The organism is Nitrosopumilus ureiphilus, assembly GCF_013407185.1.
Lineage (GTDB): Archaea > Thermoproteota > Nitrososphaeria > Nitrososphaerales > Nitrosopumilaceae > Nitrosopumilus > Nitrosopumilus ureiphilus.
Genome location: NZ_CP026995.1, coordinates 1,768,834 through 1,786,349, shown reverse-complemented (window position 1 = coordinate 1,786,349; position 17,516 = coordinate 1,768,834). Strand labels below are relative to the sequence as shown.

Genomic DNA, 17,516 nt, shown 5'->3' with positions numbered 1-17,516 from the left:
CCTCTTTTCTATATCTGAAAGTTTTATTGATATGTATGACAAAAACTGGCGAAACTTGCACTTTGCCTGGACATTACAAATTTGCAGGTCACACTGATGGAAGTATTGGTTGTCATCCTACTTCTAATGAAGGTGATATTTCAATGGTGAAAGGAAATACGTTTCCACCGATCAAATCATGTGGTAAAGGTGCATATTGGACTTATGTACGACCACTCTGATCTTTTTTTGTTTTTTAATAAAACAGTTCTTTTAAAACTTGTTTCTAATCATAATGACCTTCTAATGTTTTTTCCAATTTGTAAATTATAATTTTGATGTTTACATTAACTTGATAATCTAAATCTAAAATATCTGTTAATCGTTCCAGAAGATGATCATATAAAATCCACCCTACAACAAAAAGAATTATTCCAGTTGCCAATCCAGCAATTATGTTGATGAAATTGTTTAATGTTGGATCATAACTACTTGTGAAAAAACCTATCAAAATCCATGTAAGAAACCCTCCAATGATAATACCTTGTTTGAGAATCTTATTATGAACTTCTTTTGCAATATCTTTTTGTTCATTATAATCTGGTTCAAATCCCTTTTCATGTTCAATGTCTCTCTTTAATTCTTCTGAGATGTTAATTTTTTTTATTTCCGACAATAATATCATTTTTTTAAAATTCTCGGAATGTTCAGATCTTGCTTTGATTATTTCTTTTGAATGATCATGATATTTTCCAATATAGTAAAAAGTAACCACTCCTAACACACCAAAAATAATTCCTACCCCCGCCAATATGCTATCTTGATATTCCAAATATTGTTCAAATGGTTGTTTTTCAATAAATCTTGTAATTAGATAAATTACAAAATATCCTACAACGATGGGAATAGTTCCCCAAGTACATAATTTGCATGTGTCAGGCATTGTTTTTCTCCATTTTCAATATTGTGCCTTTTCTATCTACTTCCATTCCACTTGGATATACTGTTACTCCATCTTCTCTAACAAAAATTTCTTTTTTTATTTTATTACTTTGGTTTGAAACTCCTTTGTATGCTAAAATAGGCTCTGTTTTTAAATCGACCCAAGAAATATTTTGTTTTACATTTATCATATGTTCTTTAATTATTCTACATGCTTCTAGTGAATTTGTAATGTAAAGTGAAATTTTTTGTCTCAAAATAGATATTCTTTGATTCATGTTTGTGTTTTGAAAAATTTGAGTTAGAACATCATTAGAAAATACTCTAAATGATTCATCTTGCATATTTCTTATTTGAGAAACCGAATTATGTGTTGCATTAACAATTCTCAATTCATCTGGTTTTAATTTCATTAAATTTCCACTAGAAGTTATCGTGTCCCAATAAGTGAAGTATCCTAATTTGACTCCCATTGCTACAATTAAATCTCTCATATTGTTTAGATCTGAAACATACAGTGTTGCAATTTGATCATTTTTGGCTATTACATCATTCCATTCTTTTAGGCTTTTTTCGTAGTTTGTAATCATTCTATTAATCAAGGTATAATCTGCATTTAACAAATATCTCATTTTTTCCATTACTTCATTTTCTTTTCTTTCTTCTTTTCTGTCAGAAAGATGTTGACCAATCCAAATACCACTTAACACACCTACAACTCCAACTACTGAGGGAATAACAATTGACCAAATTTCATGAAAGGTCATAACTCATTTTCTAATCTATGAAAGTAATAACTTAAACTAACCAATCCACAACTAACCAAGCACATTTCACGCCTAGTTTGGCTATTTTCTTTATCTTCTGCTTGCGTTCTGAATCAGGGTTTTCCATTTGTTACTTCCTTGAATCTCTATACCGCAGGCTTCGGCAGGCGTCTTGCCGTCTAGCCCCATATGTGGTCTAACATAATTATGATAAATCTGATAACCGTCAATGATTGCAGTATCTTCCTTTTTGATTCCTCTAACTACTTTTTCCCTGTCTCTAAACTCACCGTTCAATCTCTCCATCTTGTTATTGTTCATATCGCCTTGTAGGTGAATGTGTTTGATATGTAGTGTTCTATCTCGTCTCTTTACTGTCCAAAATTCCTTTTGATATGCTTCAGCATATGACCCTAGACCGTCAGTGATGAAAACTTTGGGTTTAGTTCCAGTAACCTCTTTGGCTTTTTGTAAAAGACCTCTTGCGTTGTGTCCCTCCTTTCTGTTTGCGACTTCCTGTGCAATCCAGAAACGAGTCTCATCATCCATTACTGAAAAAACATAACACAATTCACCTCTAACCTTTACAAATACCTCATCAGCACGCCAAGCGTCGCCGACTTCGGGAGTAATCTTGTTTAGATGTTCTTTGAGTAGTTTTGTATATTTTACAATCCAATTGTAAACTGTTTGGTGTGTTACTTCCATACCGATTAATTTTAGTGCCTTTGAAACGTTGCGTAATGATTCACCACTAAAGTATAACTGCATAGCCATCGTAATTCCTTGAGGGTCATGCTTCATTTTTTCAAAGCCGATGTTAATTGTAAAGTAACTGTTACAATTCTTACAGAACCATTTCTGAATGTCGCCTTTTTTGTTGTGGCGTAATCCGTCTTTGACAATGTTACTAGATTTACAATGAATACAATCCTGTGAGGTAATTGGAGATATGGTTATTTTATTTTGCTTTCTTACTTCCTCTCTTATTCTGATAGAATATTCAATGGCGTGAATGTGTTTACAACAAACTTTTCTAAACTTGTGATCAGGACAAGTACAAGTCCAGTTAGAACCAACTTTGATTACGTCATAATCTCTGTTAGTAGTTTGGGAGTGGACATGATAGTGAATATCTGATACTCTAATCAAGTCAGATTTCAAAGCGATTTGTTTTCCTTTTTCTTGTCTTGGGTTTGTTTCTGTCATATTACTTCTTACGTTTACCTATTAGGTAAATCATTATATTAACTTTACTTGTTAGGTTAACTGAAAGTTTATACGTAATGATGATTCTTAGTATATTAGATGGCAGTAATAGAAAAGCAGGCATATCGTTGTGATAGATGTAGTCATGAATGGTATCCTAGATTGCAAACTGAAGAACTTCCAGCAATTTGTCCAAAATGCAAAAGTGCGTATTGGAACAAACCTAGACGAATTGACCTCGCAAAAAATGAGGTTGAACAAGCTAGAGCATCTATGATGTTAAAAAAGAAGAGGAGATCTCATGACGAAGTATAATTCTACAAATCAAATTTTTGGTTCTCGAAATAAACATGATTCTTTCAATATAGATCAAATCGAGAATGAAGAGAACATTCATTTCAATTTGTCTGCATTACTCAAATACCCACATACCAGATCCCAAATTCAAAATATACAACGTAACAAGAATACAACATTATCTAATTTGGCAGTAACTTCGCTTGAATCTAAAAAAACGATCAAAAATAATACACATGTAGAAAATAGCTATGGTGCTATGATGCAACATATTCAACACCTTGAAAACATTATTAGAAAATATGAACCTGATATCAAACATCTACATGATATGAATAACTACAACGCCTCTGATGTTACTGAGGAGTAAACTTTTTGCCTACACTAACTGACGAACAGTGGGAATATTTCAAACAAGTAGGTCTGGAAAATGAAGATTTTCTTAAGAATATTCCTGAAGAATTAGATCTTAAAATAACCAGAAAATTAATGCAAGACCCATATGCAATACCTCTTCTATTTGATGGGATAAGACGTGATACAAAAGACAAGATTAAGGTTTTAGATGATATGGAAGAAAATATTTCTCATCTTAATACCAGTAATGAGATAAAATATTTGTATAAGATGTTGTGTTTTTTTATAAAATATGAAAGAAAAGAGGATATGGATCAATGGAATTATCTTGAAGCCTTAGCACTTAATCAGGTAGAATTTCGTAAAGATGTTAGTAAAATTATAAAATCTATTCAAAAAACTAAAGAAAACTCAAAAGTTGTTTCAAAATTACAGAATAAGTTAAAACAACAAGATGAAGATTTAAAAGAATTCCGTAAAACGAAAAATTATATCAAATTCACAAAGAGATTTTTTGACGAACGTCAGGAACATAAAGAATTTGACTAGCGAAATTGATATTTTACGAAAGGCAATTGAAAAATATGATGATGCGATAAGATTAAAGAAGTTAAATGAAAATTTGTATGAACATCTGATCGGTTCTTTGTATTATTTAGTTAAACATTCTGAAAAATTTGGTACTGTCTTGCCCAAAAAGGGGGAATTGATAAGAATGCTTGAGAAAGCAGATTATCTTATTGATCAATTTGACAAATCTGATCCGACGGATTTTGACAGTGAGAAAAACCGACGTAGATTTGACAGAATCTCGAAACAGGTGCTGTTACCTCTTAGGTTGAAATTGTTAGTGTTACCTGTTGGTTGGTATAACTCATTCATAAAACTGGGGTTCATTCAATCCCATCTTTTTGGATATTTCACGTATCCTATCTTTCATAGAAACACCATTTTCTGTTTTACATCTAGGACAATGATAACTAGATTCAATAGGTATTCCGTTTTCATCAGTAAATCCAACTTGATCCCAAACAAATTGACATTTTTTACAGTTACATCGCACGTTATAGATTAGAAAAACCAAGTAATAACTTTGATCACAGTAGCTATCTTGTACCCGTACTCTACTGCGGATTTTACAAGCTTGCGTTTTGAATTAGCGTCATCCATTTGTTATCTCCTTTAATGTCAATACCGCAAAGATCAGCTGGTGTCTTGCCCTCTAGTGCCATGTGTGGTCTTACGTAGTTGTGATATAGCTGATAGCCATCGATAATTACAGAATCAACCTTTTTGATTCCACGTACTACTTTTTCCCTGTCTCTAAATTCACCGTTTAATCTCTCCATCTTGTTGTTATTCATGTCACCCTGCAAGTGGACATTACGGATATGGATAGTTCGATTCTCTCTTTGTACAGTCCAAAACTCTTTTCGATAAGCTTCCGAGTAAGAATGTAATCCGTCAGTAATAATCACTTTAGGTTTTGTCTGTGTAATCTCTTTGCCAAGTCTGAACAAGCTTGAAGCATCAGCTCCCTCTTTCCTGTTTAGAACTTCCTGTGCAATCCAGAAACGTGTCTCATCATCCATTAGAGAAAATACGTATTTCATCTCTCCTCTAATCCTTGTGTAAACCTCATCAGCTCTCCATGCGTCACCGACTTGTGGTGTAATCTTGTTTAGATGTTCTTTCATTAGTCGGGTATATTTTACAATCCACTTGTAGACTGTCTTGTGAGAGACATTGACTCCCTGCAATTTCAAGAATTTCTGAACATTGCGTAAGGATTCTCCTGTAAAGTAAAGTTGTAGTGCGTTTGTAATTGCCTCTGGACTATTCTTCATCTTTTCAAATCCAAGATTGATTGAGAATGTCTTTTTACAATCTTGACATGAGAATCTTTGAATATCACCTGATTTGTTATGTCTAATTCCAGCTTTGGCGATACTCTGAGAATGACAGAATGAGCACGAATTGACAGTTATTGGTGATAGGATAACCTTGTTTTGCTCTCTTACTTCTTTTCTATACTCCAAGCTGAACTCTACAGCATGAATATGCTTACAGCATACGTGACGAAACTTATGATCTGCACAGTTACAAGTCCAGACAGTTCCAGTCTTAATTACATCATAATCTCTGTTAGATGTCTGTGAGTGTACATGATAATGATAATCAGAAAGGCGGATAAGGTCGCTTTTGAGTGCGATTTCCTTTCCTTTTTGTTGTCTTTTATTTTCTGTCATGTGACTTACCTATTAGTAATATACTACTAATCTAAATAAACATTACTCTTAGTGCTTATATACTGGTAGGTATATAGTGTAATTATGCCAGAAATAACATTGAAAGGTTATCAATGCATTAGATGTAACCATACTTGGGTTCCAAGAGATGCAGGTAAACCAATGGTGTGCCCAAAATGTAAATCTCCATACTGGGACAAGCCAAGACAATCAGATAAGAACCAAGATTGGAAACAAAAAAAGAGGATGAGATGATGGTAGAGAAAGAATTTGGTTGTGATAATTGCGGTCGTAAGCTGATTGCAATTTCACCAGATGACAGTTACACTAATTTTTTCATGAAAACCTGTTGTGGAGAAAGTATTGAAAGAAAGATTGAATGTGATAATTGTGATTTTAGAAATGTTCGTTATTGGTGCATACGTCACTCATTTGTCGTAAGTGCTGGTCTTTCAAAAGATGATTTGGATAGAGAGTTATCGGATTATTAATCCGTTGGATACAAAAAACTCAAATCCGTCTATCTTTTTCAATCCTTCAATCAGTTTCATTAGTTGATCTTCTGTTAGATTGTCCATTGTTTTGATATTTGCTTTTATCATATACCTAATAGTAATATACTAGTATAGAAGAACTATAACTATGACAAATGAACCACGAAAATTTTCGTGTATTAATTGTGGTCATCCCTATGATGCGTATCCGCCAAATGATGTATTTCATATAGCACAAAACAAACAATGTGATGATAATGATTGTATAGAAATCAAATATGAGTGCAATAACTGTAACAACAAAAACACCATTTTTTGGGATCAGAAACACTATGGTGCTTATGGGATTAGCTAGAGGATACTAACCAACCGACAGGTAACAGTAGCATTTCCCACCTAAGAGGTAACAGAACCTCGAAACAACACTCTTATAAAGTACTGGTACCGTATCATACGGTATGGTAGAAGATTTAAGATTAGATAGTTTAGAGGGCGTAGGTCCTGTAACTACAAGAAAATTATCCGATGCAGGTGTCCACAACGTCATGGATCTCATCGTCAGAGGCCCTGTAGAAATTGCAGAAATAACTGGAATGGAAAAGGACACTGCTGAAAAAATTGTCAATAAAGCCCGACAACATTTAGTTGATGGGGGATTAATTGCTAAACACTTTGTTAGTGCAACTGAAATTTACAAACACCGACAAAGTATTGGTAAAATTACAACCGGTACAAACTGTCTTGATACATTATTTGACGGTGGTATTGAGACTCAAGCATTAACAGAAGTCTATGGTGAATTTGGTTGTGGTAAAACACAATTTGCCCATACAATGTCTGTGATGGTTCAAAAAACTAAAGAAGAAGGTGGCCTTGAAGGAAGTGTTTTGTACATTGATACTGAAAACACTTTCAGACCTGAAAGAATTGTATCTATTGCCAAAGCTCATGACATGGATCCAGAAAAAGTTCTAGATAACATCATAGTTGCACGTGCATATAACAGTGCACATCAAGTGTTAATTCTTGAAGAAGCCGGTCCTATAATTGAAGAAAACAATGTTAAACTAATTGTTGCAGATTCTGCAGTTGGATTATTCCGTGCTGAATATCTTGGAAGGGGAACATTGTCTGTTAGACAACAAAAACTAAATCATTTTGTTCATTTGCTATCCAGAATTGCAGAGACATACAATTGTGCTGCAATTGCAACCAACCAAGTTATGGCATCGCCTGATGTCTTCTTTGGAGATCCAACACGACCTATTGGTGGAAACGTAGTTGCACATACAAGTACCTATAGAATCTACTTTAAGAAATCAGGTAAGAAACGAATTGCCAGAATGGTAGATAGTCCTCACCACCCTGAAGAAGAAGTGATCTTTGCTCTAGGTGAAGCAGGTGTTATAGATCCTGAAGACGCTGAGAAAAAGACGAAAAAGACTACCAAAAAAACAAAGGCAGCAAAAGAGCCTGAGGTAGAGGCTACAGTAGAAGCACCTGAGGTAGAGGCTACAGTAGAAGCACCTGAGGTAGAGGCTACAGTAGAAGCACCTGAGGTAGAGGCTACAGTAGAAGCACCTGAGGTAGAGGCTACAGTAGAAGCACCTGAGGTAGAGGCTACAGTAGAAGCACCTGAGGTAGAGGCTACAGTAGAAGCACCTGAGGTAGAGGCTACAGTAGAAGCCACAATAAATGATGAATCAGAAGATTCAGAACCAATTGAAGAGTAATCCTTCTCCTTTCTCTTCATTTCTTTTTGAATTTTCTTTTATTTTCAATACTATTGATTAAATTATAATATCATTTGAGACTATCAATACATAATGACAGATCTCTATCGATTACTTCCAGAAGAGATGGAACAATTAGTAATTGATATGGGTTACCCTAGATATCGTGCAGATCAAATTCTACTTCCATTATATTACAAATTCCCTAAAGACATTGATGACATACCACAACTCCCAAAAAAATTAAGAGAAGAACTGACTAAAGCTGGATATACTATTGGTTCTGCAAAAGAAACTCATAGAGTTGTAAGTGATGACGGGGAGACAACTAAACTTTTACTTAATCTAAATGATAACAATGCTGTAGAGACAGTTCTTATGCAATACACTTCATCCAAGATTGGAGGTCATCCAAGATCAACGATTTGTGTTTCTACTCAAATTGGTTGTGCCATGGGATGCGTATTTTGTGCAACAGGGCAGATGGGTTTTAAAACAAATCTTACTGCAGAACATATTGTATCTCAAGTAATTCATTTTGCAGAAATTTTGGAGAAACGAGGAGAACATGTAACAAATTTGGTATTTATGGGAATGGGTGAACCAATGGCAAACTATGATGAGATGATTAGGGCCATACGAATTTTAACACATGATCGAGGATTTGGACTTGGTCAACGACACATAACAATTTCTACCATAGGTATTGTATCTGGAATTGATAAACTTGCTGAAGAAAATTTACAGATTGGTCTTGCCATCTCACTTCATTCTCCAAACAACAAATTAAGAAAAGAACTTGTCCCAACTGCAGGGCCAAATTCAGTCGAAGATATTATTGAGGCAGGAAGACGTTATTTCAAAAAAACTGGAAGACGTGTGACGTTTGAATACGCTCTGATGGAAGGGATTAATGACTCCCCTGAAATTGCAGAAGAACTAGCTAGACTTTTGAAAGGTAATGGCTCTCATGTCAATCTAATCCCAATTAATCCCACTGCAGGGGATTTTAAACGTCCATCAAAAAATAGAGTACTTGGATTTGAACGAATTTTATCTAATGCAGGGGTAAATTGTACTATAAGGGTGGAAAAAGGAACTGAGATCTCAGCTGCTTGTGGACAACTCAGAACCGACATTATTGGCTAGTTTTTAGTAAATCTTGTTCTAAGTCTTAAAATAGGGCTTTTGGAGATTTTACACTTAATGGCAACTAAGAAATCTCATGGTCGTTCACATGGATTTAAACACAAATCTCGATCTGTTATGAAGAAAAAGGCCCCTAGAGGAGTCTCATTCTTGTTACGTGAATACCAAGAAGGACAACAAGCACTTGTCATTATTGATCCTAGACAGCACAAAGGATTGCCACACAGAAGATATCATGGTAAAGTAGGTGTCATTACAAGTGTTGGTAGACGTGCAATCACACTTGATGTGAAATTAGGTGAAAAATCGAAAACCTTAATCACTAGATTGGATCACATTAAACCATTCGGTGTATAACATGGAAGAAGTACAAAAGAAACAAGCCATTTCACTTTCAGAAGTTAAAGAAATCTTAGGTAAAGTTGATCCTGAAGATATGGATCAAATCCAGCGATGGACCTATGATTATGTTTCAAAATTTGCATCAATTGAACCAAAGGATGCAAAAGCAATGAAAAAACAACTCATCAAAGAATGTGAATTAACAGAAGACGAAGCTGTTGAAATTGTTAACATTAGACCTACAAGTTTAGCTGAACTACGTTCATTTACATTCGGTTGGAAAAAACTAATTCTTGCTGAAACTCTAGAAAAAATGCTCAAGATAATCAAGGGGCAATCGTAAGTTTTTCGGAGAATTTAATTTTGTATAGGGCACAATCCCCACCTAGAAAATATGAGGAACATGCATATGTTCTAGATTTTAATCCTAGAGGGAAATCATCAACGGTAAGAGGAAGAGAAGGAATTATTGTAACTGCAATCGGAGAAGATCGTCTTACTCTTTTAGAAGTTCTTGGAATTCCAAATTCTACTTTTGAAATAGGTGAGAAAATCTATATCGGAAAAGATGGAAGAACTAAAGTTCTCTCTGTTTTAGGAAAAATGGAATATGAAAAAATCTCATCATCTGCACAAAGTGAATTGCCAACAGTTGTAGAAAACATTGTAACTAATAATGAATCCAAATTCGTAGAATACCTAAACAAAGCACAACCATTAACACCACGAATTCATGCTCTTGAATTAATTCCTGGGATTGGAAAGACCTACATGAAAACAATGTTGGAGGAACGAGAAAAGAAAAAATTTGAAAGTTATGCTGATTTACAAGAAAGAGTTGGATTCAAAGAACCAGTTAAACACATTTCAGAACGAATCATGGATGAAATCACTGGCGAAAGCAGGATGAATCTCTTTGTCAAGAGATGATAAAACGAAAACGATTTGGACAACACTTTCTCAACTCAAATTCAATAGCAAAATCTATTGTTTCTGAGGCTAAAATTACAAAAAATGATGTTGTTTTTGAATTAGGAACCGGATTGGGCATCTTAACCCCATTACTATGTGAGAAGGCAAACAAGGTAATCTCAGTTGATGTAGACAAGCAACTAATTGAAAATGCAAAATCCTTGTTCTCAAACATAGATAATTTAGTTTTAAAATCAGGTGATGGCTTTAAGACAAAAGACTCATTCTCGATTTTTGTCTCGAATCTTCCATATTCTAAGAGTAAAAAAGCAATAGAATGGCTTGCCGAATCTTCTTTTTCACATGGAGTGATTATGGTTCAAAAAGAATTTGCTGAAAAATTACTTGCAAAATCATCAAAAAAACGCAAAGCAATAAGTGTAATAGCTGATCATGCCTTTGAAATTAAAATACTTTCTAATGTGGGAAAAAATAATTTTTCGCCTGTTCCAAAAGTTGACTCTGTGATTTTAGAAATAATCAAAAAAAATCTCATGAACAAAGATCTAATTCATACAATTAACAAAATTTTTTCGTATAGAAGGAAAACTGTCAGAAATATTTTAAAACAACTCAATAAAGAAAGTGTAATAGATAAAAGAGTGGATGATCTTTCTGGGGATGAAATAATTAATCTTGCAAACCAAATTCTTGAAAAATGAAGAGTATCCTCCTTCTGAGGATACTTTTTTCATAGTAAACAATATTGAAAATGAAAAAGGAAATTTTGCTTTGGATATTGGAAGTGGTTCTGGATATCTGACAAAATTACTTTCAGAGAATTTTTCTTTTGTAGTTGGTACTGACATCAACTATAAAGTCTTAAACGATCAAACTTACAAAACAAAAAACCTTGTTTGCTGTAGTGGTTCTGATGCATTAAAAATAAAATTTAATTTTATTGTATGTAATCTACCATATCTTGCAACTGACGAAATATTGGATATTGCAACAGATGGTGGTGCAGAGGGATTTGAGATTCCAAAAAAAATCTTTGATTCTGTAATTAATAATATTGCAGAAAATGGAAAATTTGTATTTGTGACATCATCCTTGTCCAACTATCAAAAATTAATTGATTATGCTCAAAAATTGGGTTTGAAAACACGAATTATGGCAAAAAAGAAACTTTTCTTTGAGGAATTAATTCTGGTAGAGGCTACTAACTAACTATTTTCTTAGTTTTTCTTTTGCATATGTGATAATTGCATCTGTCATTTGTGTAGTTGATGCATTACCTCCGATGTCCCAAGTTACTGTTTTTCCCTCATTAATCACTTGATAGGTTGCATCAAAGATTGCATCTCTAATTTCTTTCTCGCCAAGATATTCTGCCATCCAAGCTCCTGATAGAACAGTCGCAGTAGGATTTACTTTATTTTGTCCTGCAAATTGTGGTGCACTTCCATGTGCAGCCTCAAACATTGCAAAACTATCTCCCATGTTTGCAGAATAAATCAATCCAATAGATCCCACTAATCCAGAAGCTAATTCAGAAATTATATCCATAAACAAATTGGTACTTACAAGAACTGCGCCGTTAAATTGCTCAGGGGCTACTACCATTTGTTGTGCCATGTTGTCAATGTAAATCTCTGATAATTCTACATCTGATCCTTCAACGGCTTTTTGAGCAGAGCTCCAAAATATTCCGTCTGTCTCTTTTAGAATATTTCTTTTGGTAATTGCAACCATTTTTTTCATATTGTGTTGTTTTGCCCATTTCATTGCAGAATTTAAGAATCTATCACAACCCTGCCTTGTAATTTTTCTAATTGCAATTGCTACATCATCTGTAATTTTTGCTTCAAAACCAGTGTACAATCCTTCAGTTGCTTCTCTAAAACATACACAGTCTAATTTTCTATCTGGAGTTAATCTATCATAAGTTTTAGTTGGTCTAATGTTGGCATATAATTCAAATTTTTGACGTAAAGTAACTGCTACACTTTTTGGAGCACCTGGTACTGGTATTGTTGTAGTTGGTCCCTTAAAACATGCATCGGATTCTTCTAAAATCTTAATTGTCTCATCAGGAATGTATGATTTGTCTTTTCTTCCATTTTTATCCCATTGCTCAGAGCCTGCTTCACATAGGATAATTTCTGATTGGGCATTGCATTCTTTCAAAACTTTGAGCATTGACTCTACTACTTCAGGGCCAATGCCATCTCCTTTCATTACTGCTGCTTTTTTACCCAAAACTGAATGATTTTGAGAAGTTTATTATTTAATTCTAACTTGCCAAAAATGGCATATGCTTATCTAAGTTGTTAGTATGTAGTTTAAGAAATGGGTTATCTGAGTGATAAGTTAACAGAAGAACAACTATTCAAACTAACATTTGATAAAGGAAAATCAAATGATTCTGTTCAAGTTCTAAAGTCTGCATTGTCAAACTTTGAATATTTTACCCAGGATCAATTCAAAAAACCACGGTTAGAAGTGTTAAATGATTTATCTAATGAATTCAAAAAGAACAGAGATACTAGAGCACCAATCATACTATTACATAGATTTAGAGAATGGATTAGTGAGGATCATCTTGAAATTCGTACTGTTAGTGGAAATGGTGCCGGACGACCACTAAAGGCCAAACGAGGGAAATCTCAAAAAGATTACTTGTCCCTCATGTACCTATGCTTTTGATGTTGTTGAATTAACAACATACATCTCACAATCATATGATAGTGGTGCTCCATATACCAACACAACAAAAAACACATTTTATGGAACCCATAAAGGACAACATCAATCTACATTCAATTCAATGTTCATCCCTTGGGAAAACATTAAAAGTTCAACCACAGGTATAGGTCCCTTCTAACTGAAGGATACCTCTTTTTTCTTTTTTATATTAATAAAAAATTTAAAATAACTTTGTTAACTGGAAAGATTATTTATTATGAATATTACTGAAAAAAGAAAATGAACCGTAAATTTTTATTCATAATTGTGTTGGTATTCACTCTGTTAACTCCCAATGCATTTGCAGAATCTGATATAACTAACACTCAAGAAACCAAAGGTGGTTTTCATGAGGGAATTGTTGAATGGGTAAGCCGATGCAACATGACTGGTTCCGATATTACTATCAGGATAACTGACTATGACATGAATAGAGATCATGAAAAAATTGAACAATTCAATATTAACATATGGTCTGATTTTGATGTAGAGTCTGATTTTGAAAATAGAGTAATTGATTACATTGTAACTGAAACTGGTAAAGATACGGGCATATTTGAGTCAAATGTATTTTTCACAACTACTGATTCAAGTCCAGGTAAAAGAATACGTACAATTGATAATAGTATTGTATTTGCAAAGTATGTAGATTACACACTTCCAAATTCTGATAAAATTGATGTTGTTGATACATTTGTCATGTCCGGATTAGCAGTGTTGGAAAGAAATGATGACGGTATAATATCAAAAATAATCTATGACCCATGTGCCCTGGAACTTTTTGATAAAAATATGGATCGGTTCAATCAAATGGATGTCTTTTACCCTGCTCCATTAAAACAAATTAAATCTGGATTGTATTCATTTGAGATAAAATGCAAGAATGAACTTGAACTAATTTTAAAATATTCAAATAATTTCCCTGCATGTGTAACCCCAGAATCTGCCATAGCATTATACGAACGCGGTTGGACTCTAACTCGGCATATTGCTGTAAATCAAGAGGCCCCAACTGTATATCTTGGCCCTACTGATATTCCAAGTGCAAACAACCAATTTGCATTGAATTTTTATTCACATGTGACGCAAGACAAAGAAAGTAATGTCTTTTTCTCGCCAACAAGTATTTTCAATGCATTTGCAATTGCGTATGAAGGTGCAAAAGACAACACTGCAACTGAGATGAAAGAGGTGTTTGGGTTTGAGTCTGATGAGTCAAAAAGAAGAATCGGTTTTGCAGACATGCAAAAACAACTCAACATGAAACAGCAAAATAACACCATATCACTTGCAAATGCATTGTGGGTTGCAAAAAATTTTGAAGTGTTGCCTGAATATGTAGACACTGCAAAGACCTATTATGGAAGTGAGATAGAGTCAGTTAATTTTTCCTCAAAGGAAAAAGGAGTCGATATTATCAATTCGTGGGTAGATGAGAAAACACATGGAAAGATAGAAAAAATATTTGATGAATTAGATCCTGCCACAAAATTGGTAATTACAAATGCCATTTACTTTAAAGGCATTTGGGAAGACCCATTTGACAAAACAAAAACAACTGTGGGTGATTTTCATGTGAGTTTAGATAATACAGTTCAGGTGCCTATGATGGAATCAAAGACAACTTTTCCAAACATTGCAGTAAATGATCTAGTGCAAATTGTGGAACTGCCATACGAGGGAGAAAACTTTTCCATGCTTATCCTGTTGTCTAGGGATGTTGATGGGATGAATTCTCTGGAAGAATCTCTTTCAGTCGATAACCTGAACAAATGGAAAGGAGAATTACAAAAAATGAAAACCAAAGTGTATATGCCAAAGTTCAAACTTGAGACAGAATATGATCTAAAATCAGTGTTGCAAGAGATGGGTATTCATGATGCATTTAACAATGCAGACTTTACTGGTATCGCAAATTCTGGTTTGTACATTGAAAAAGCAGCTCACAAGGCCTTTGTTGAAATAAATGAGGAAGGAACAGAGGCAGCTGCAGCTACAGGTATTGCCATGTTGCAATCAGGTCCATTTGAATTCATGGTTGATAGACCGTTCATCTTTATCATTCAGGACAATGAAACCGGAAGCATTTTGTTTATTGGTAAAGTTGTAGACCCATTACAATAAAAAATGAAAACTAGATTTTTGATAGTTGTTGTGATGATGGCTCTTTTTACTCCTTTAATTTTTGAAAATGTTTATGCTTTAAGTGATGAATTGTCTTGGTATTTCCTTATTGTTGCTTATTGGCCTCTGACTGTACTTATTGTAGGAATAATTCTAGTAATTATTTTCAGTGTATGGAAAAAGAGAAAATGAAATCAATCAAATGTATTTTGGGTTTTCATGATATGAGTAAAGGTCATTGTCGAAGATGTGATTTTACTGATTTTGGTCATTGGTCAAAATTTTAGAAAAGAACGATGCGAAAATGACAATTATAATTCAAACTCACTATGATCCACATAACCAAACCTATTGGGATTTGAACCAAAGATATGTTTGAATCACTTTAGGCACTAACACATTCTATTAGTCGGGAAGAATGTTCTGTTAATTGATGATGCATGTCAGCGTAGGATTCTTCGGTAAATGACAGATTACAACGGTAACACTTCCATGCATTCATCATGTTAATTCTAGGTAAATTTTGTATTTAACCACAATGAATGATTTGTCTTTTTTATGTTATTGTTGAAAATAAAAGATATTGAATCTGCATGTATCAAAATAATTATCCTATTATTTCGTGATACCTAAAACACCATTTTGGTGTACGAAGTATGGTGTTTTGATGGTATACTTTGCAGAAAAAATAATAGAACCTTTTTTTATTCATAAATCTAGTTAGAAATAATGCGTAATTCTTGACAAACTAGTTAATTCTACCTTGCACTTGAATTATTTTCTACATATTTTCTATAGAGATGATTTAATACCTAATTTGCCAAAGTAATCTCATGCAGATAGTTCAAATCTCTGATCTACATGTTGGCTCTCAATTTTTACAAGACAAATTTGACACTCTAGTTACTGAAGTTAATGAACTAAATCCTGATGTGATTGTAATTACTGGTGATTTGACAAATGAGGGCTTGATGAAAGAATATGAACAATGTAAATCTATGTTAGAAAAATTCAATACAAAAAAAATTATTGCAATTAGTGGAAATCATGATTACAGAAATACGGGTTATTTATTATTCAAAAAATTCTTTCCATTCGAAGCTGTAAATGAACTAGATGATGATGTTGTTTTAGTTACAGTTGGAACGGCTAGGCCTGACAGAAATGAAGGTGAAGTAGGTTACAGACAAAATTTGTGGTTGGAGAGAACCATGAAAAAATACAAAGATAAAGTAAAGATTGTTGCTATGCATCATCATTTAATTGCAATTCCTGATACTGGATCTGATCAACGAACTGTTGTTGATGCAGGAGATGTACTAAGAACTGTTTTGGATACAAAAGTTGACGTAGTTTTATGTGGACACAAGCATAGACCATGGGCTTGGAATTTTAGAACTTTGACTGTGGTGAATGCTGGAACTGCCACATCTGAGCGTGTTCGTGGTTTTTTTGAAAACACCTACAACATTCTAACTACATCTGACAAAAAAGTTCACGTGGATCTCAAAATAGTAGGTGGAAAAAGACTCCCAATTGATGAAATCGTGAATAATTATAGCCAATTTACCGACGAGTGAATTTATTTACAGAATTAGTACCTAGAAATCCTGAATTTTGAGTTTACTTTCAAAATTAACGCATACTATTTTTTACAATCTTATGATTAAAAAACCATAATTCTCAGAAATGAATTTGGTAGGGCAATATTCTTACACAATTTTCATTCATGATAATCTTCTATCCCCCTTTAATTGGAATTAACATGAGGTGATATGTGGTTTTTAATAATATTCTAGTAGCATATGATTCTTCAAGCTTTTCAAACAGGGCTTTCAAAAGTGCTTTGGATGTTGCAGAGTCAAACAAAAGCAAAATCACAATAGCTTCTGTTATTACCGGAGTATACCAACCCTCTATTGGATTTACAATGAAATACAGTGAGAAAATGCTAGAAAAGTATACTAAAACTCTCCAAAAAACATTTTCAACCTTGGAATCTTTAGCAAAGAAAAAAAACATTAAGATTTCATTAAAACTTTTACAAGATCCATCCGTATCAAAAGCAATTGTAAACTATGTCAACTCACACAAATTTGATTTAGTTGTGATAGGTTCTCATGGTAGAACCGGTCTGAATAAAATGATCTTGGGCAGTGTTGCAAATAGCGTTACACAAAAAATAAAATGTCCGGTAATGGTGGTAAAATAGAG

The 17,516-nt window shown here is 33.8% G+C and carries 23 protein-coding genes; 18 read left to right on the top strand and 5 right to left on the bottom strand.

Annotated elements, in window-relative coordinates; genetic code table 11:
- Positions 1 to 35: 35 nt before the first annotated feature.
- The gene (locus C5F50_RS10595) at positions 36 to 221 is read left to right on the top strand and encodes a YjzC family protein (protein ID WP_179371300.1); all 186 of its coding nucleotides are present in this window, start codon (positions 36 to 38) and stop codon (positions 219 to 221) included.
- Between the two features lie 44 nt (positions 222 to 265).
- Here C5F50_RS10595 and C5F50_RS10590 read toward each other — a convergent pair whose 3' ends face one another.
- From C5F50_RS10590 to C5F50_RS10580, 3 genes are all read right to left on the bottom strand, one after another.
- Complete coding sequence (locus C5F50_RS10590) at positions 266 to 922, bottom strand: hypothetical protein (RefSeq protein ID WP_179371299.1); 657 nt, start codon at positions 920 to 922, stop codon at positions 266 to 268.
- Positions 915 to 1,688, bottom strand: coding sequence for a hypothetical protein (locus C5F50_RS10585; protein ID WP_179371298.1), 774 nt, complete (start codon positions 1,686 to 1,688; stop codon positions 915 to 917). Before C5F50_RS10585 ends, C5F50_RS10590 begins: the two co-directional genes overlap by 8 nt.
- Positions 1,689 to 1,778: 90 nt before the next feature.
- Positions 1,779 to 2,897 (bottom strand): DDE-type integrase/transposase/recombinase, encoded by a 1,119-nt coding sequence (locus C5F50_RS10580; protein ID WP_246282045.1) that lies wholly within the window; start codon positions 2,895 to 2,897, stop codon positions 1,779 to 1,781.
- A 99-nt stretch (positions 2,898 to 2,996) separates the two neighbouring features.
- On the opposite strand from C5F50_RS10580, the gene C5F50_RS10575 reads away from it, so the two are divergent.
- From C5F50_RS10575 to C5F50_RS10565, 3 genes are read left to right on the top strand one after another with little or no spacing between them, the layout of a single operon-like run.
- On the top strand, positions 2,997 to 3,212 hold the full coding sequence (locus C5F50_RS10575) for a hypothetical protein (RefSeq protein WP_179371297.1): 216 nt from the start codon (positions 2,997 to 2,999) through the stop codon (positions 3,210 to 3,212).
- Positions 3,199 to 3,564: a hypothetical protein gene (locus C5F50_RS10570; protein WP_179371296.1), complete on the top strand. Its 366-nt coding sequence runs from the start codon at positions 3,199 to 3,201 to the stop codon at positions 3,562 to 3,564. Before C5F50_RS10575 ends, C5F50_RS10570 begins: the two co-directional genes overlap by 14 nt.
- Before the next feature lie 5 nt (positions 3,565 to 3,569).
- Positions 3,570 to 4,100, top strand: a complete 531-nt coding sequence (locus C5F50_RS10565; RefSeq protein ID WP_179371295.1) for a hypothetical protein — start codon at positions 3,570 to 3,572, stop codon at positions 4,098 to 4,100.
- A 587-nt stretch (positions 4,101 to 4,687) separates the two neighbouring features.
- Here the strand turns inward: C5F50_RS10565 and C5F50_RS10560 are convergent.
- The gene (locus C5F50_RS10560) at positions 4,688 to 5,800 is read right to left on the bottom strand and encodes a DDE-type integrase/transposase/recombinase (RefSeq protein ID WP_246282044.1); all 1,113 of its coding nucleotides are present in this window, start codon (positions 5,798 to 5,800) and stop codon (positions 4,688 to 4,690) included.
- A gap of 84 nt (positions 5,801 to 5,884) precedes the next feature.
- Here C5F50_RS10560 and C5F50_RS10555 point away from each other — a divergent pair, with 84 nt between their 5' ends.
- The 9 genes from C5F50_RS10555 (at position 5,885) to C5F50_RS10515 (ending at position 11,660) form a co-directional block, all read left to right on the top strand.
- On the top strand, positions 5,885 to 6,055 hold the full coding sequence (locus C5F50_RS10555; protein WP_179371294.1) for a hypothetical protein: 171 nt from the start codon (positions 5,885 to 5,887) through the stop codon (positions 6,053 to 6,055).
- Complete coding sequence (locus C5F50_RS10550; protein WP_179371293.1) at positions 6,028 to 6,291, top strand: hypothetical protein; 264 nt, start codon at positions 6,028 to 6,030, stop codon at positions 6,289 to 6,291. Before C5F50_RS10555 ends, C5F50_RS10550 begins: the two co-directional genes overlap by 28 nt.
- A gap of 461 nt (positions 6,292 to 6,752) precedes the next feature.
- A complete protein-coding gene (gene radA, locus C5F50_RS10545) occupies positions 6,753 to 8,027 on the top strand; it encodes a DNA repair and recombination protein RadA (protein WP_246282043.1) in 1,275 nt (424 codons plus the stop codon).
- A 93-nt stretch (positions 8,028 to 8,120) separates the two neighbouring features.
- Positions 8,121 to 9,176, top strand: coding sequence for a dual-specificity RNA methyltransferase RlmN (gene rlmN, locus C5F50_RS10540; protein ID WP_179371292.1), 1,056 nt, complete (start codon positions 8,121 to 8,123; stop codon positions 9,174 to 9,176).
- 57 nt (positions 9,177 to 9,233) lie between these two features.
- Positions 9,234 to 9,533, top strand: a complete 300-nt coding sequence (locus C5F50_RS10535; RefSeq protein WP_179371291.1) for a 50S ribosomal protein L21 — start codon at positions 9,234 to 9,236, stop codon at positions 9,531 to 9,533.
- A gap of 1 nt (position 9,534) precedes the next feature.
- Complete coding sequence (locus C5F50_RS10530) at positions 9,535 to 9,861, top strand: RNA polymerase Rpb4 (protein WP_179371290.1); 327 nt, start codon at positions 9,535 to 9,537, stop codon at positions 9,859 to 9,861.
- 20 nt (positions 9,862 to 9,881) lie between these two features.
- The gene (locus tag C5F50_RS10525) at positions 9,882 to 10,448 is read left to right on the top strand and encodes a DUF655 domain-containing protein (protein WP_179371289.1); all 567 of its coding nucleotides are present in this window, start codon (positions 9,882 to 9,884) and stop codon (positions 10,446 to 10,448) included.
- A complete protein-coding gene (rsmA, locus tag C5F50_RS10520; RefSeq protein ID WP_179371288.1) occupies positions 10,445 to 11,152 on the top strand; it encodes a 16S rRNA (adenine(1518)-N(6)/adenine(1519)-N(6))-dimethyltransferase RsmA in 708 nt (235 codons plus the stop codon). The genes C5F50_RS10525 and rsmA overlap by 4 nt, the downstream gene beginning before the upstream one ends.
- Positions 11,127 to 11,660, top strand: coding sequence for a HemK2/MTQ2 family protein methyltransferase (locus tag C5F50_RS10515; protein ID WP_179371287.1), 534 nt, complete (start codon positions 11,127 to 11,129; stop codon positions 11,658 to 11,660). Before rsmA ends, C5F50_RS10515 begins: the two co-directional genes overlap by 26 nt.
- Here C5F50_RS10515 and C5F50_RS10510 read toward each other — a convergent pair whose 3' ends face one another.
- A complete protein-coding gene (locus C5F50_RS10510) occupies positions 11,661 to 12,692 on the bottom strand; it encodes an isocitrate/isopropylmalate dehydrogenase family protein (RefSeq protein ID WP_179371286.1) in 1,032 nt (343 codons plus the stop codon).
- A 90-nt stretch (positions 12,693 to 12,782) separates the two neighbouring features.
- Between C5F50_RS10510 and C5F50_RS10505 the strand changes: the two genes are divergently transcribed.
- The 5 genes from C5F50_RS10505 (at position 12,783) to C5F50_RS10485 (ending at position 17,514) form a co-directional block, all read left to right on the top strand.
- Complete coding sequence (locus C5F50_RS10505; protein ID WP_179371285.1) at positions 12,783 to 13,139, top strand: hypothetical protein; 357 nt, start codon at positions 12,783 to 12,785, stop codon at positions 13,137 to 13,139.
- 306 nt (positions 13,140 to 13,445) lie between these two features.
- Entirely contained in the window at positions 13,446 to 15,302 is a 1,857-nt protein-coding gene (locus C5F50_RS10500) for a serpin family protein (RefSeq protein ID WP_179371284.1), read from the top strand.
- Between the two features lie 3 nt (positions 15,303 to 15,305).
- The gene (locus tag C5F50_RS10495) at positions 15,306 to 15,494 is read left to right on the top strand and encodes a hypothetical protein (protein WP_179371283.1); all 189 of its coding nucleotides are present in this window, start codon (positions 15,306 to 15,308) and stop codon (positions 15,492 to 15,494) included.
- Between the two features lie 641 nt (positions 15,495 to 16,135).
- Positions 16,136 to 16,882, top strand: coding sequence for a metallophosphoesterase family protein (locus C5F50_RS10490; protein WP_179371282.1), 747 nt, complete (start codon positions 16,136 to 16,138; stop codon positions 16,880 to 16,882).
- 197 nt (positions 16,883 to 17,079) lie between these two features.
- Complete coding sequence (locus C5F50_RS10485; protein ID WP_179371281.1) at positions 17,080 to 17,514, top strand: universal stress protein; 435 nt, start codon at positions 17,080 to 17,082, stop codon at positions 17,512 to 17,514.
- Positions 17,515 to 17,516 lie beyond the last annotated feature (2 nt).